Below are 15094 nucleotides of genomic sequence, written 5' to 3'. Positions count from 1 at the left end.
TTGTTATGTTTAAATTACCAGAACTTGGCTATTCTTATGATGCTTTGGAGCCTTATATTGATGCTAAGACAATGGAAATTCATCATAGTAAGCATCATAATGCTTATACAGTAAATTTAAATTCTGTACTTGAAAAGACAAAAGTAAATTGTTCTTATGATATTGAAAGTATATTAAAAAATATTCAGCGATTTCCAATTGAATTTCAAAAAGTTGTTAAAAATAATGCAGGTGGATATGCTAATCATAATTTATATTTTAGAACTTTAAAACCTGGCAATAAAGATAATATTTTGAAAAATTTTGAAGAGCATGTAAATGCTACTTTTGGTAGTCTTGATAATTTGAAGGTGGCCTTAAAAGATTTAGCTGTTAGTATTTTTGGAAGTGGTTGGGCTTGGTTAGTTCTTTATGCAAATAGGGAGCTGCAAGTAATATCAAGACCAAATCAAGATAGTCCTTTGATAGAGGATTATAAGCCAATTTTAGGTATTGATGTTTGGGAACATGCTTATTATCTTAAATATCAAAATAGAAGGGCTGAATATATTGATGCGTTTTTTAAGACATTAAATTGGGAAGAAATTTCGCGAATTTATAATGAAATTATAGAATAATTATAATTTTAATAGGTAAATATTTTTATTTGTTTCAAAACTAGGATTAAATATAAATATGTATAGTATGTGTCTCTTGTCTAATATATATCTATATTTAATCCTAGTTCATTTTAATAATATGTTATTAAAATTGATAAGTAATAATGTATTCTTTATAGTTCGTTATTGTAATTGTGTTTTTCAATATCATTAAAATATTTTACTGTTCCAACCTTAAGTTCATATGTTGCAGCTTCATCTGATACTATAATTGCATTTTTATGTAACTGCAAAATACTAATTGGCCACATGTGATTTACTCCTTTTTCAATGGCATGTTTTAGTGCTCTTGATTTGTTGTGTCCATTTACTATAATCATTACTTCTTTGGAATCCATAATTGTTCCAACTCCTACTGTTAAAGAGCTTTTTGGAACTTTGTTGATGTCGTTTTCAAAAAATCTTGAATTTGCTATAATTGTGTCTTGTGTGAGTGTTTTAATTCTTGTCCTTGATTTAAGAGATGATCCAGGTTCATTGAAGGCAATGTGACCATCAGGTCCAATTCCTCCCACAAAAAGTGTAATGCCACCATAAGATTTGATTTTTTTTTCATATTTTTTACATTCATTTATAAGATTGATAGCATTGCCATTTAGTATATTGATATTTTCTTTTTGGATGTTTATATGTGAAAAAAAATTGTTCCACATAAATGAATAGTAACTTTCAGGATGATTTTTATCAAGACCTATGTATTCGTCCATATTGAATGTGATCACATTTTCAAATGATATTTTATTTAATTTGTTGAGTTCAATTAGGTTTTGGTACATTCCAATTGGTGAACTACCTGTTGGAAGCCCTAAAATGAATGGTTTTTCTTTTGTAGGTTCCCATTCTTTTATTTTTCTGGCTACATGATTAGCAGCCCATCTTGATATTTCATTATAAGTGGCTCTAATAATTAATCTCATTTGTTGCTCCTTGTATTTTTGGATTAATAACACTAAAGTTTATTGAAAATTATTTTTGATTCTATCATTGTTAATTTTAGATTTAAGTCTTTGTCAAGAACATTTATATTTGCATCATAACCATGACATATTAAACCTTTTTTTTCAAGATTAATGATTCTAATCGGATTATATGAACTTGCTTGAATAGCATCGCTTAAACTGTATCCAAATTCTACTAAATTTTTAATTCCTTGTATCATTGTAAGTGCAGATCCTGCTATTGTGTCACTCTCTATAATATAAAATAGGTCGTTGTTTTTAAGATATACTTTTTCTCCATTGGCTATTAATTCTCCAGATGGTTGTAGTGTTGGAGTTAATCCATCAGTTACAAGTACCAACTTGCTTATGTCTTTGAGTTTTCTAAGCATTAAAACAAGTTTTGGATGAATATGATGTCCATCAGCAATAATTTCACAAGATACATCTCCATGAATTAAGGCAGCTCCTATTGCATTTGGATTTCTATGGTCGAGTTTTGACATTGCATTAAAAAAATGAGTTGTGTGAAGTATACCTACTTGAAAACCTTCTATCATATTTTCGTATTTTGCATTTGTATGCCCTGCTTGAAGTGTAATATTGTTTTCCATACAAAATATTGCAAGTTCCCTCATTCCTTTAAGTTCAGGTGCAACCGTCATTGTTGCAATATTTGTTCTTTTTCTACCAAAAGAGTCTGTAAAAGTTCCTCCTGCTGCTTCTATAAATTTTTTCATTATCTCAATGCTTGGTTTTTGGAGATAAGAAGTAGGATGAGCTCCTTTTTTTTCGGGAGAAAAAAATGGTCCTTCAAGGTGAAGTCCTAAAATTTTTGCACCCTTTTCTTTTCCTATCGCTTGTGTGCATGCTTTAATTGTTTCAATCATTTCTTCAGTTGGACGTGGATAGAGTGTTGGTAAAAATCCTACTACTCCGTATTCTGCTAAATGTTCTGACATTTTGATAATAGAGTTTGTTGAACATTGATCAGTTCCATATCCATAAAATCCATGTATGTGATTATCATAAAGACCAGGTGTTATGTAATTACCTTTGATGTCAATCATTTCATAATCTTGTAATTCAAGTTTTTCAAGTCTGTCGGATGTTACGATATCAAAAATTTTATTTTCTCTAATCAGGACAGCTGAGTTGTCTATTTTATCATTTCCTGTAAGTACAGATTTTGCGTTAAATAAACAAAAATTTGACATATGTGCTCTCCTATTAACTTAAATTTTACTATAAATAAGGATCTTTTTTAAAGATACTTATTTGTTATTTATATCTAAAATTAGATTTTTATTATTGGCTTTAAAGTATAATATTATTTCTTATGTAATATCTATATGTTTTTATGTTAAACTTTCTACTTAAGAGGTGTTGTAATGTCTTCTGGATTTTTTGTTCCTGGTGTAGATAATAAATATAATACCAAAGAAATCCGTGAATCAATGCTTAAGCCTGATAAGTCTAAAATAGATTCGTCTGTGCAAAAGCTTGAAAGTTTGCAACAGGAAAAACGTGCTTGGCAAACAATTAATAAAAAGGTATCTGTTTTGAATTCTCTTGCAAAACAAATTACATCTCTTGATGGTCCTTTTAATTATATGTCGGGTAATTCTAGCAATAATGATGTTCTGTCTGTTTCTGCTCGTTATGGGGCTAAAAATGAAAATTATAAAATCGGTGTTAATCAAATAGCAAGTTCTGATGTTTTCTTATCTGCAAATTTTAAACAAAAAGAAATTAATATTCCTGTAGGAGAATATACATTTTTAGTTGGGAAGAAAGAAATTAAGATTAGAAATAATGGAGATCTTGAATCTCTTGTTAGAGATGTTAATAATAGAGGCAAGGGATTTTTGTCTGCTAAAATTGTTAAGAGTGATAGTTCTGGTAATAGTAGGTTAATTTTGCAGTCTTTAAAGGAAGGTGAAAATAATAGACTTATTATGAAAGATGAAGCTTTAAATCTTGCTAAGAAAATAGGCATTTTAAGTGAACGTACGACAAATTTTAGTCCAAATATAAGGGAAATTGTTAATAGTCAACAAAATAGTAGTAATAAAATTTTTCTTGATAAAGATGATATTGTGTTAGAGCCCCTTTCAGAGATTGCAATAAGTATTCCAGACAATATTGAAATTGGTAAGGGGAGTAAAATTAAATTTGAAATTAAATATTATGATATGGATGATAAGAGTATTTTAAATGAAATAGTTTTTAATCCTGGTGAGGCTACATTTGAGGGTGCTAAAGTTGAAGGTGAGGATAGTATTATTAATCTTGAATCTGATTATAAACCTTTTTTGAAAGAAAAAAAATATATTCAAATGAATATGATTAAGATTCACAGTGGTACAGGTTCTTTAGAATTACCCCCAATCAATGTTGCAAGTGATTTTGAAAAAGTTGAGGTTGAAGTTGGGTCTCTTTTAGGTTTAAAGGAGATTAATATTGAGAATAAATTAAATAATAAGGCTTTTGTTATTCGAAATATTGAAATATTTGATCCAAAAAACAGAGATGGTCATTTGCCAATTAATGCTAAAAGCTTTGCAGAGAATGCAAAAATGAAGTTTGATGGAGTTGATGTTGAACGAGATTCGAATACTATTAATGATTTAATACCAAATGTTACATTAAATTTAAAACAGTCATCAGATGATACTGTTGATGTGCGTGTTGAACCTGATTATGAAGGGATTAGGAAACTTTTATTAGATTTTTTAATTGCCTATAATGAAGTTTTGGCTGGGATTAATATTGTAAGCTTGAATGAAGATAATGTGGATACTCAAAAGTCAGATTTATTAGAGGAATGGTCTTATTTAAATGAAGAGGAAAAGGAAGAGGCTTATAAAAATTTGGGAATTCTTAGAAGTGAATTTACACTGAAAAATCTTAAATCAAGATTAGAATCAATAATGTTTAATGTTTATAGAACAAATGATCCTAATTTTTCACTTATTAATCAGATGGGAGTTTTTACTAGTTCTATGTCTTCATCAGGAGGATTTTCACGTTATTTAAAACTTGATGAGAAGAAATTTAATGAGGTTTTACAGAGTAATATTAGTTCAGTTAAAGAGTTTTTTGCGTTTGATTTTAATGATGATAGAATTTATGATGATGGGCTTGCTAAGGTGCTTGGTGATTATTTGTCTCTCTTAATAGGTGCTGGGGGATTTATTTATAATAAGATAAAAAGTTATGATTTTAGAATTCCCAATCAAAAAAATATGGTTGAAGATTATAAAAGGAAATATGAAGAGAGAGAAAGAAAGGTTGAAGGAGAACTTAATACTTTGGATTTTACTGTAAAGCGAATGAAAGAACAGGAAGAAATTCTTAAGTCTTTAAATTTATATAGACAAAACAAGTAACAAATTTAATTTAAATGAATATTGTATTTATTTTTTTCTTGTTTTTGTGATATCCTTTTAAAAAGACGACAAATGGATTTGTCGAAAACATCAAAATTATATTAATTTATCACGGAGGAAATGATATATGATCATAAATCATAATACGTCAGCTATAAATGCTTCAAGAAATAATGCTATTAATGTTGCTAATCTTAGCAAAACTCAAGAAAAACTTTCTAGTGGGCATAGAATTAATCGTGCATCTGATGATGCTGCTGGTATGGGTGTTGCTGGGAAAATTAACGCTCAAATTAGAGGGTTATCCCAAGCTTCAAGAAATACTTCAAAGGCGATAAATTTTATTCAAACAACAGAAGGAAATTTGGATGAAGTAGAGAAAGTGTTGGTGAGAATGAAAGAGCTTGCTGTTCAATCTGGTAATGGTACATATTCAGATGCAGACAGAGGTTCTATTCAGATTGAAGTTGAACAACTTACAGATGAGATCAATAGAATTGCTGATCAAGCACAATATAACCATATGCATATGTTATCTAATAGATCATCTGCTGAGCATGTAAGAACAGCTGAAGAGCTTGGAATGCAACCTGTAAAGATTAATACACCAGCATCATTATCTGAATCACAAGCTTCATGGACATTAAGAGTACATGTTGGTGCAAATCAGGATGAAGCAATTGCTGTTAATATTTATGCAGCTAATGTTGCAAATCTTTTTTCAGGTGAGGGTGCTCAACAAGTAGCTCCAGCTCAAGAGGGTGCACAGCAAGAAGGAGCACAAGCAGCTCCAGCTCCAGCAGCAGCTCCAGCTCAAGGTGGAGTTAACTCTCCAGTTAATGTTACAACTGCTGTTGATGCTAATATGTCACTTACAAAAATAGAAGATGCTATTAGAATGATAACTGATCAAAGAGCAAATCTTGGTGCTTTCCAAAACAGACTTGAATCTGTTAAAGCTAGCACAGAGTATGCTATTGAAAATTTAAAAGCGTCTTATGCTCAAATTAAAGATGCAACAATGACAGATGAAATTGTAGCATCTACAACAAACAGTATTTTGACACAGTCTGCAATGGCTATGATTGCACAAGCAAATCAAGTGCCTCAATATGTATTGTCCTTGCTTAGATAAATTTGATTTTTTAATAAGGGTCTGTTAGAAGACCCTTATTTTTATTTGTGTCAATCAAAATTTGATATTTAAGTGCTATAATATTGTTTTATGTAAAATTATGTTTTAATATTAGGAGTTTGCTTTGTATAAAGCTAGTGTGACAGTCAGGAACCTTTATAAAACATTTTCTTATAATAGAAATAAAAAACAAATTTTTAAGGCCATCAATAATTATAAGAATGGTAAAGATCGATCTGATATTTACAAAGAATTTTCTGTTTTTATTGCAAATGCAAACATTAATCTTGATATTTATGAAAATGAAATTTTAGTTATTATGGGTATGTCAGGTTGTGGTAAGTCTACTTTTGTTAGATGTTTAAATGGTATACATAAAATAGATTCTGGTTCTATTTTAGTAGATAATATTGAAATGAATGATATTAATCAAAAGGATCTCTCTGCTTTGAGAAAAGATAAGTTTGCAATGGTTTTTCAGAATTTTGGGCTCTTTCCACATATGAATGTTTTAAGAAATGTGACTTATGGCCTTGAAGTTAAAAGTGTTCCTAAGAAAGTGAGGATTCAAAGAGCCCTTGATATTTTAAGACTTGTTGGGCTTGAAGATTCCAAGTATAAATATATAAGTGAACTTTCAGGTGGAATGAAACAAAGAGTGGGTATAGCAAGAGCTTTAGTTGTTAATCCTGATATACTTTTAATGGATGAAGCTTTTTCAGCTCTTGATCCTTTAATTCGAGGTGAGATGCAGTGTGAGCTTTTAAGATTGGTAGACAAGTTAAAAAAAACAGTTGTATTTATTACTCATGATTTAATTGAGGCTTTTAAATTAGGCAATAGAATTGCTTTTATGAGAGATGGTGAGATTATTCAGGTAGGTAGACCATTAGAAATATTAAGAGAGCCTAAGACAGAGTTTATAACTAATTTTATTAAAAATCTTCCTGTTTTAAATATTTTAAAAATCAAAGATATTATCAAAGTTGATTTTGATCATTATGGATATAATGATCAATTTAATGTTATCATTAAAAAAGAGAATGATAGTTTTATATTGCATGACATTTCTATTGGTAAAAAATATAGTAATGTTGTTTCTTTAAATTTGGATTTAGGTGATGAGATAAAAAGTGTCGTTAAATATTTAAATAAGTTAGATTATTTGATTGTGACAAAAGAACAAGGTGATATTATTGGATATATTGATTTGGGAGAGATTGCTGCTTTATTGGCAAGATAGTTATTTATGAATAGGGATTTTATAGTTAGTAGTATAGATAAGGCATTTGATTTTTTGGTTGATAATTTTGCAAATTCTAGTGGTATTGGATTTGCTAAGATTATAGATTCTTTTTATGAAAATTTGAAAAGATTGTTTACCGTAATTAATCCTGTTCTTTTTATTGTAATGATTTGTGTTTTTAGTTTTTTATTTTTGAAAAAAAGATTGGCACTTTTGATTATGTTGGGCTTTTGTTTTATTTTATATTTTGATCTTTGGGAAGTTTCTATGGATACAATATCACTTATTTTTGTATCTGTATTTTTTTCTGTACTTTGGGGAATTTTAATAGGTATTTTGGGTGGGTATTGTACAAAATTTTATGTTTTTTTAAAACCATTGCTTGATTTGATGCAAGCAATGCCTCCATTTGTTTATTTGATACCAGCTATATCTTTTTTCGATACGGGTACGTCTTCGGCAATTTTTGCTACAATAATTTTTGCAATGCCCCCAGTTATTAGATATACACGATTAGGAATTATTCAAGTTCCAAGTGAGGTTATTGAAGCTGCAAAATCTTTTGGAAGTAGTAGTGCTCGTATTCTTTTTCAAATTCAATTACCATTGGCTTTACAGAGTATAATAGAGGGGATTAATCAATCAATAATGATGGCAATATCTATGATAGTGATTGCGGCAATGGTTGGGTCCTCAGGACTTGGTAGAACCGTGATATATTCTGTTGAAAGGTTGCATTTTGCTGAAGGTTTAATATCTGGATTGGCTGTTGTAATAATAGCTATTATTTTAGATAGAATTATGCAAGCTATTTTCATTAAATTTAGTTATTTAAATACTGATAATTATGGGGGTAAGAAAGAAAATAAGTTCAAAAGGTTTTTAGAAATGTATAACAAATAATGCTTTGTTTGTATTTGTTAGAAGGGGGATTGGTTTATGAAAGGTATTTTTATACCTGTTTTTGTAAGTTTTGTTTTAATTTTTGTGGCTTGCAGTAAAGATGATAGTTCTGATAATGGTAATCCTAAAAGTTTAAAATCGGTTAAAATTGCTTATGTTAATTGGATAGGTGAAACAATTGCTACTAATATTGTAAGAGTTGTTTTTGAGAGAATAGGATATAATGTGGAGATATTGCCTGTGACTACGTCTATAATGTATCAGTATTTAGCATCTGGACGAGTGGATGGTATGGTATCTTCATGGGTGCCCACAGCAGATAAGTTTTATTATGAAAAATTTAAAGATAAATTTGTTGACCTTGGTGCTAATTATGAGGGTACATTACAAGGGTTTGTGGTTCCAAGTTATGTTACGATTTCAAGTATTTCAGAACTTAAAGGTAGGGGTTCTGAATTTAAAAATAAAGTGATAGGAATAGATGCAGGAGCAGGTACTCAACTTTCTGTAGAGGAAACTCTTAATCGTTATGGATTGAGTAAAGAATATGAGCTTATCTCTTCGAGTGAAAGTGTAATGCTTGCAAGTTTGGAATCCGCCATTAATAAACAAGAATGGATTTTGGTGCCTTTATGGCAACCTCATTGGGCATTTGTTAAGTATGATATTAAATTTTTAGATGATCCATTATTGTCAATGGGAGGTCCTGAGAGTATTCATTCTCTTGTTAAGCTAGGACTTCAAGAAAGTGATCCTGATGCTTATTATTTATTTGATAATTTTTACTGGGGTGATGATTTGTTATTGCCTTTGATAGAAAAAAATTATAAAGAGCCTGGCCAAGAATATAAAAATGCTGTTGAATTTGTTGATTCTCATAAGGACTACATAAAAAATTGGGTTCCAGATAAATATAAAAATTTATTTGATTAATCTTGTTTTAAATTCTTTTAATGAATTTAATATTGGATTTTTAGTTGGTAGTGATTCACAACCTCCTTTAAAGAGTGTATTGCATCTAATTATTCTTAGTGTAATAAGAATAAAAGCCGTTAAAATATTATATTTTTTTAAACAATTAAGTGCATAATTTGAGCAACTGGGTTGATATATACAGTAAAAACCAACTATTTTAGAGAGAGTTTTTTGGTATATTTTAATCAGTAGTATCAGGATTAAGTTTATCATTATAAAAATTTTTTTTAATATTCGAATGTATATCATAATATTATGTTATTATATAGGAATCATAATGAATATATTAATTATTAATAAAAATATTTTATTTTATTTTATTAAAACTAGTTATAATATCAATCATTTAATATTAATTTTTCTTTTATCAGTTCCGTCTTATGCAGAAGAAGTTATAAAAATATCTTCCATGGATGCTGTTAATATGGCTTTAAAATATAGCTTAGAATCTAAAAATGCTAAATACCAAGAAGAGATAAAGAAATTATATAAAGATAGATCTTGGAATATTTTTGTGCCAAATGTGGGATTTTCTTCAAATATTTCAAGACAAAATCCTTTTATGTCAAATGTGAGAGGAGAACATTGGCACTTGGGTTTAGGTGTTTCTGCTGAACTTTCAATATCACCATCTGTTGTTAATAAAATGAGACTTGCTTCTTTTAATTATGACGAAGTTGTTATAGATAGAGAAAGAGTTAATAGAGATATTAAGTTGAATGTTCTTAAAATATATAATGAACTTTTAGCTTTTAAAAGTATTGTAGACGTTTTAAAGGAACAGCTTGATAAAGGGAAACTTAAATTTGAACAAGTAAGTATTGCTTATGATAATGGTCTTATTTCCGAGATAGATTATCTTGATTCTAAACTTAAATATAATAAGCTTCAGCCCAATTTGGATGAACAAATCATTAAGTTTGAGGAGATAAAGTCAAAATTTAGGTTGTTAATAGGATTAAATGTCTTGCAAGATTTTGAAGTTGTAGGTGAATTATCAGATGATATATTGGATTTTTCATTTTTTAATGAAATTGTAGATGTTTATGAAGATTTAGAGATAAGAAAATTAAATAATTTTGTTAAAATCATGCAAACTACTCTTGATAGTCTTTGGTTAGATGCCTTTTTACCGAGCTTGTCATTGTCAATGTCTTATAATCCTGGAAATATTTCTTTTGGTAGTGGTTTTTCTGGTTTGGGGCAACAAGGATTTCATTTTGTTTTTGGATTAACTTATAGTTTAAGTGAGATTTTGCCTTTTTCGAAAAGTTTTACAGAAATATGGAAACAAGATTATCAATTGAAAATGTTAAGAGATCAAATTGATAATAAAATGCGTGAATTTAAATCTAAGGTTGTTCAAAAACGTAAAAACATGAGGTTATATAAGTCTATTTTAGATAATTCTAAAATGACATTGGAGATTTCTAAAAAGAATTATCAAATAGCTTTTGATGCTTTTAATGCAGGTACTATAGATCTTATAAAGTTAAATGATATTGAGCTTTCTTATAAGCAGAGTGATTTACAGTTGATAAAAGATAAATTAAATTATGCTAATTTAGTACTTGAGTATAAAGATTTAATAAATAAATTGGATTAATGGAGGAATATTTATGAATCTGATTTGTAGTATTAGGGGGTTGTATTAAGTATTATTTCTTACCTTTAGTTTTATTCTTTATCTTTGCATGTAGTGAAGATAGAGAAATTCAAGAAGATGTTGCTAGCGATAATACTGCTGGTGATGTTATTGATAAACCCTATAGGTTTCCAGTTGTTGTGATGAAGGCTCGACGAGGAGCTATCAGTGATTATATTTCTTTAAATGGTGATGTTGATACCAAAGTTAAGGTCAAAGTATTTCCAGATGTTGCAGGTAAAATAAAGTCTTTTAATATTAAACTTGGGAGTTATGTAGAGAAGGGACAAGTTATTGCAATTCTTGATCCTTCAAAGCCAGGTTCTTTTTATTTGCAGAGTCCGGTAAGATCTCCGATTTCTGGATATGTTTTGTTTGTTAATTGTAAAATTGGAGAAACAGTTACTCCTCAAACGAGTGTTGCATTAATAGGAAAAATGGATGTTATGAAAATTAAAACTTATGTTTCTGAAAAATATATCTTAGATATTAAGGTTGGTAATAATGCGCTTATTGAGTTTGGATCTTATTCTGATAAAAAGTTTTGGGCAAAGATTTCAGAAATATCGCCTATTTTAGATTTTAAAAGTCGTTCTGCTGAAGTATATCTTGAGCCTTTAGGAAGTGCTACAAATAAAATGGTTGTGGGTATGTTTGTGAAGCTTAAAATTGTTACTAAGAATTCAAAAAATGTAATTAAAATACCAAAACATGCTTTTCTTGAAAGAGAGGGTAAACTGTGTGTGTTTAGGGTGAATACCGATTCAACAACAGTGGAGAGGGTATTTCCTTTAGTAGATTTTGAAGTGGATAATATTGTTTCTATTAAGGATGGTATTAATGAGGATGATTTGATTGTGACTGAAGGTGTTTCTTGGCTATCAGATGGAGCTTTTGTAAATATCGTAGATACTCAAAATGGACTTGATGTTGAAGACAATATTTGATTTTTGAGGTTAATTATGTTAGTAAAAAAAGTTGTTAATAAACCAATAACGATGCTAATATTGTTTTCTTTATTGATTATTCTTAGTATTTATACTTTTTCAAGATTAAATATTAATTTGTTGCCCAATGTTGAAGATGCCAATCTTTACGTTTCTACTCTTTATGCAGGAAGTTCTGCAAAGGAAGTTGAAGAAAAAGTTGCGCGCATTTTAGAAAGCAATTTGTCTTTAGTAAAGAATATCAAAACAATAAGTAGTATTTCTTCTAAAGGGCATAGTGAAATTACGCTTAATTTTTATCATGGAACCAATTTGGATTTGGCTTTAAATGAGGTAAAGGACACACTTGAGTTTTCAAAAGGTCTATTGCCAAAAGAAGCAGGTTTACCTAGGATTTCTAGAGATCGTTTAGATGGTATTCCAGTAATATCATTTTTTATGTATTCAGATAGGTCTGTTGTAGAACTTAAGAGGTATGCAAAGGAGCTTTTAAAGCCCAGATTGGAAAGACTTGCAGGGGTTGGACTTGTAAATATTGCTGGAGGGGGTGATAAACATATTGTAGTTGAAGTCTCTCAAAATAGGTTGGAGGCATATGGACTTACTTTATCGGATATTGTGCCATTTATTTCTTCTCAAAATGTTGAATTTTCTGTTGGTGAGATCTTGGACAATGATTTACAATATCAAGTACAAATATCTGGGAATTTTAATTCAATTAAAGATTTGGAAGATGTTGTTATTGCTTATAAATCTTATTCTTTGCAAGATGATTCTTTAGTTCAGATTAAGTTGAGAGATGTTGCAAGTATTAAGACTATTTTTAAAGAAGAAAAGTATGTATATTATAGTGATAAACCTTCTGTTAGTATATCTATACAAAAACAAAATGATGCAAATTTCGTTAATGTTTCAAATGCAGTAAATGCAGAATTTGAAAAAATTAAACTTATACTTCCAAAAGATATTTCTCTAGATGTTTTTAAAGATAATGCTGAACATATTAAGAATGCTCTTTCTTCTGTTTCTCATTCAGCTTATTCAGGAGCAGTTCTTGCATTATGTATTATTTTCTTTTTTTTAAGAAGCTTTAGAGCAACTATTATTATTGGCATTACAATACCATTAGCTATTATTATTACTTTTTGTTTAATGTATTTTGCAAATATTTCATTAAATATTATGAGCTTATCAGGGCTTGCTTTAAGTGTTGGTATGGTTGTGGATTGTTCTATTGTTGTTATAGAGAATATATATAGATATAGGCAAAAGGGTGCAAAGCTTATATCTGCTGCTATTCTTGGAACACAAGAAATGATGATTCCAATTATGGCTGCAACTTTAACGTCGATTTGTGTATTTGCACCTATGCTTATTTTTAAAGCAGAATTGGGTATGATTGGTGATTTTCTTAGGGATTTTGCTTTTACTATTGTTATATCTTTAACGGTTTCTTTGTTTGTTGCAGTTTTTTTAGTTCCGGTTTTGTCAAGTTACTATATTAAACTTTATACTAGTTTTCAAAAACCCATTAGAAACACATTAGTTAAAAAAGTTGATGGCTTTTTACATAATGTTTATGCTTTTGGAGAGAGATTTTATGTTGTTTTATTGAATTATGTTTTGAATCATAAGTTGATTTTTTTGTTTATTGTTATATGTAGTTTTATTGTAAGTTTAGTTTTGTTTCCGTTTTTAAATGTATCTTTTATGCCTAATGAGCGTCCTTCTGTGATTACTTTTTCTTTTAGTTTTCCAAATAGAACAAGCTTGGATATTTCAAAATCATATTCAGATAAGGTTTTGGAAATTTTAAAAAGTGAAATTAGGGCTTATAAAAGTATTGTTTCTGATATAGATTCAGGAGGTTTTTATTTTAGAGTTTTATTGTCTTCAACAGAAGAAATTGATGATTGGAGAGAGATTCAGTATAGAGTTGATAATCGTGTTAAGAGTCTTTATCCTATTTTAAATTCTTATGCTTTATCAGATAGAAATTCTCTTGGTGGGTCTCCTATTGCAATTAAAATTAGATCTTTGAATTTTGAATATGCAAAGGAATATGGAGAATTGTTGATTAATCTTTTAAAGAAAAGATTTCCAAGTCTTATAAATCCTAGACTTAATATACAAGAAGAGCCGCAAATTGATATAGATATAGATAGGGAGAAAGCTTATTCTTATGGGATTAATATAGAAACTATTTCAAGAGAAGTTGGAGCCAATATTGATGGGATTTCGGCAGGAAAATATGTTGAAAATGGAGTGAGTTATGATATTTTGCTTAAGCTTGATAGAAATAATATTGTTGGATTGAAAGATTTGAATAATATATTTGTTATAAATAAATTTGGTGTAAAAATTCCTCTATCTTTAATAGCTAATTTGAGAAAGACAAAAGGAGTTAGCAGTCTGTTGCGAGAAGATCAATCTTTGGTAATTACACTGACAGCAGGTATTGCTCCAAATGAAAGTTTAGCTTCTGTTACGGAAGATGTAGTAGATTTTGTAACTAATAAAGTTCCACAAAGGGATGGTATATTGGTTAAATTTGAAGGAGAATATGATTCATTTATAAATAGTATGCAGCAATTTAAAGTAATAATTTTAATGGCTGTCTTGCTTGTATTTGGAGTAATGGCAGCACAATTTGAATCTTTGCTAAAGCCTTTTATTATTCTATTTACAATTCCATTGACTTTAATAGGTGTTATACTGATTTATTTTATATCAGGAGAAAAAATTTCTGTTTTGAGTGCGATTGGTATGCTTATGCTTGTTGGTGTTGTTGTTAATACTGGTATTGTATTGGTGGATTATATTAATTTATTGATTAAAAGAGGATTTAAGCTTAGAGAAGCAATAGTTGAAGCGGGTCGTTCTAGATTTAGACCAATTTTGATGTCTTCTTTAACCTCAATAATAGGACTGTTTCCAATGGCATTTTCAAATTCGAATAATAGTGAACTGATTAAACCAATTGCTTTTACCTTTATTGGTGGAATGATTGCTAGTACATTTTTAGCTTTGCTTTTTATTCCTATGCTTTTTGAAGCTTTTTCTAAGTTTTCTATAAAGAATTTTATTTTGATAAAATTCTTCTTTTTTGTCTTTAAAAGAGATCGTAAAAAGAAACAAGATGGCTTATTAAATAAAAAAGAAAATAAAGATGTTATTTCTAAAATTGGTACTGATAGAAATGTTAAATTTAATGATTTTTTTATTAACGAAGATGAAAATTGATATGGAGGATG

At 29.1% G+C, this 15094-nt stretch carries 12 protein-coding genes; 9 read left to right on the top strand and 3 right to left on the bottom strand.

Translation table 11 applies throughout. The annotated features are described in order from the left end of the window. The first annotated feature begins 5 nt into the window (after nt 1–5). Nucleotides 6–617: a superoxide dismutase gene (locus BRE_RS00790; RefSeq protein WP_012538697.1), complete on the top strand. Its 612-nt coding sequence runs from the start codon at nt 6–8 to the stop codon at nt 615–617. Nucleotides 618–772: 155 nt separating this feature from the next. Here the strand turns inward: BRE_RS00790 and nagB are convergent, their stop codons facing one another. Next, complete coding sequence (gene nagB / locus BRE_RS00785) at nt 773–1576, bottom strand: glucosamine-6-phosphate deaminase (RefSeq protein ID WP_041178083.1); 804 nt, start codon at nt 1574–1576, stop codon at nt 773–775. A gap of 32 nt (nt 1577–1608) precedes the next feature. Then, a complete protein-coding gene (gene nagA / locus BRE_RS00780; RefSeq protein ID WP_012538695.1) occupies nt 1609–2814 on the bottom strand; it encodes an N-acetylglucosamine-6-phosphate deacetylase in 1206 nt (401 codons plus the stop codon). Between the two features lie 174 nt (nt 2815–2988). On the opposite strand from nagA, the gene fliD reads away from it, so the two are divergent. The 5 genes from fliD to BRE_RS00755 all read left to right on the top strand — a co-directional run bounded on the left by fliD (nt 2989) and on the right by BRE_RS00755 (nt 9206). After that, nucleotides 2989–4989, top strand: coding sequence for a flagellar filament capping protein FliD (gene fliD, locus BRE_RS00775; RefSeq protein WP_012537919.1), 2001 nt, complete (start codon nt 2989–2991; stop codon nt 4987–4989). A 127-nt stretch (nt 4990–5116) separates the two neighbouring features. After that, nucleotides 5117–6124 (top strand): flagellin N-terminal helical domain-containing protein, encoded by a 1008-nt coding sequence (locus tag BRE_RS00770; protein ID WP_012538694.1) that lies wholly within the window; start codon nt 5117–5119, stop codon nt 6122–6124. Between the two features lie 124 nt (nt 6125–6248). Continuing rightward, a complete protein-coding gene (locus BRE_RS00765) occupies nt 6249–7367 on the top strand; it encodes an ATP-binding cassette domain-containing protein (RefSeq protein ID WP_012538693.1) in 1119 nt (372 codons plus the stop codon). A 6-nt stretch (nt 7368–7373) separates the two neighbouring features. Further along, nucleotides 7374–8273: an ABC transporter permease gene (locus BRE_RS00760; protein ID WP_012538692.1), complete on the top strand. Its 900-nt coding sequence runs from the start codon at nt 7374–7376 to the stop codon at nt 8271–8273. Between the two features lie 36 nt (nt 8274–8309). Further along, a complete protein-coding gene (locus BRE_RS00755) occupies nt 8310–9206 on the top strand; it encodes a glycine betaine ABC transporter substrate-binding protein (protein ID WP_012538691.1) in 897 nt (298 codons plus the stop codon). On the opposite strand, the gene yidD is transcribed toward BRE_RS00755, so the two are convergent. Continuing rightward, entirely contained in the window at nt 9195–9461 is a 267-nt protein-coding gene (gene yidD / locus BRE_RS05960) for a membrane protein insertion efficiency factor YidD (RefSeq protein ID WP_232212687.1), read from the bottom strand. The genes BRE_RS00755 and yidD overlap by 12 nt on opposite strands. A gap of 64 nt (nt 9462–9525) precedes the next feature. Between yidD and BRE_RS00745 the strand changes: the two genes are divergently transcribed. The 3 genes from BRE_RS00745 to BRE_RS00735 all read left to right on the top strand — a co-directional run bounded on the left by BRE_RS00745 (nt 9526) and on the right by BRE_RS00735 (nt 15083). Next, a complete protein-coding gene (locus BRE_RS00745) occupies nt 9526–10854 on the top strand; it encodes a TolC family protein (protein ID WP_156768690.1) in 1329 nt (442 codons plus the stop codon). A 182-nt stretch (nt 10855–11036) separates the two neighbouring features. Beyond that, nucleotides 11037–11840 carry an efflux RND transporter periplasmic adaptor subunit gene (locus BRE_RS00740; protein WP_041178082.1) on the top strand — a complete coding sequence of 268 codons (804 nt, stop codon included), beginning with the start codon at nt 11037–11039 and terminating at the stop codon, nt 11838–11840. A gap of 15 nt (nt 11841–11855) precedes the next feature. Beyond that, nucleotides 11856–15083 carry an efflux RND transporter permease subunit gene (locus tag BRE_RS00735; protein ID WP_041178081.1) on the top strand — a complete coding sequence of 1076 codons (3228 nt, stop codon included), beginning with the start codon at nt 11856–11858 and terminating at the stop codon, nt 15081–15083. Nucleotides 15084–15094 lie beyond the last annotated feature (11 nt).

It is taken from the genome of Borrelia recurrentis A1 (assembly GCF_000019705.1).
GTDB classification, from domain to species: domain Bacteria; phylum Spirochaetota; class Spirochaetia; order Borreliales; family Borreliaceae; genus Borrelia; species Borrelia duttonii.
This window is presented reverse-complemented; position numbering and strand designations above follow the sequence as displayed.

Excerpts from the sequence above, each read along its gene's own strand:
- BRE_RS00790 (WP_012538697.1), top strand. The coding sequence starts at position 6 with ATGTTTAAATTACCAGAACTTGGCTATTCTTATGATGCTTTGGAGCCT.
- nagB (WP_041178083.1), bottom strand. The coding sequence starts at position 1,576 with ATGAGATTAATTATTAGAGCCACTTATAATGAAATATCAAGATGGGCT.
- nagA (WP_012538695.1), bottom strand. The coding sequence starts at position 2,814 with ATGTCAAATTTTTGTTTATTTAACGCAAAATCTGTACTTACAGGAAAT.
- fliD (WP_012537919.1), top strand. The coding sequence starts at position 2,989 with ATGTCTTCTGGATTTTTTGTTCCTGGTGTAGATAATAAATATAATACC.
- BRE_RS00770 (WP_012538694.1), top strand. The coding sequence starts at position 5,117 with ATGATCATAAATCATAATACGTCAGCTATAAATGCTTCAAGAAATAAT.
- BRE_RS00760 (WP_012538692.1), top strand. The coding sequence starts at position 7,374 with ATGAATAGGGATTTTATAGTTAGTAGTATAGATAAGGCATTTGATTTT.
- BRE_RS00755 (WP_012538691.1), top strand. The coding sequence starts at position 8,310 with ATGAAAGGTATTTTTATACCTGTTTTTGTAAGTTTTGTTTTAATTTTT.
- yidD (WP_232212687.1), bottom strand. The coding sequence starts at position 9,461 with ATGATAAACTTAATCCTGATACTACTGATTAAAATATACCAAAAAACT.
- BRE_RS00745 (WP_156768690.1), top strand. The coding sequence starts at position 9,526 with ATGAATATATTAATTATTAATAAAAATATTTTATTTTATTTTATTAAA.
- BRE_RS00740 (WP_041178082.1), top strand. The coding sequence starts at position 11,037 with ATGAAGGCTCGACGAGGAGCTATCAGTGATTATATTTCTTTAAATGGT.
- BRE_RS00735 (WP_041178081.1), top strand. The coding sequence starts at position 11,856 with ATGTTAGTAAAAAAAGTTGTTAATAAACCAATAACGATGCTAATATTG.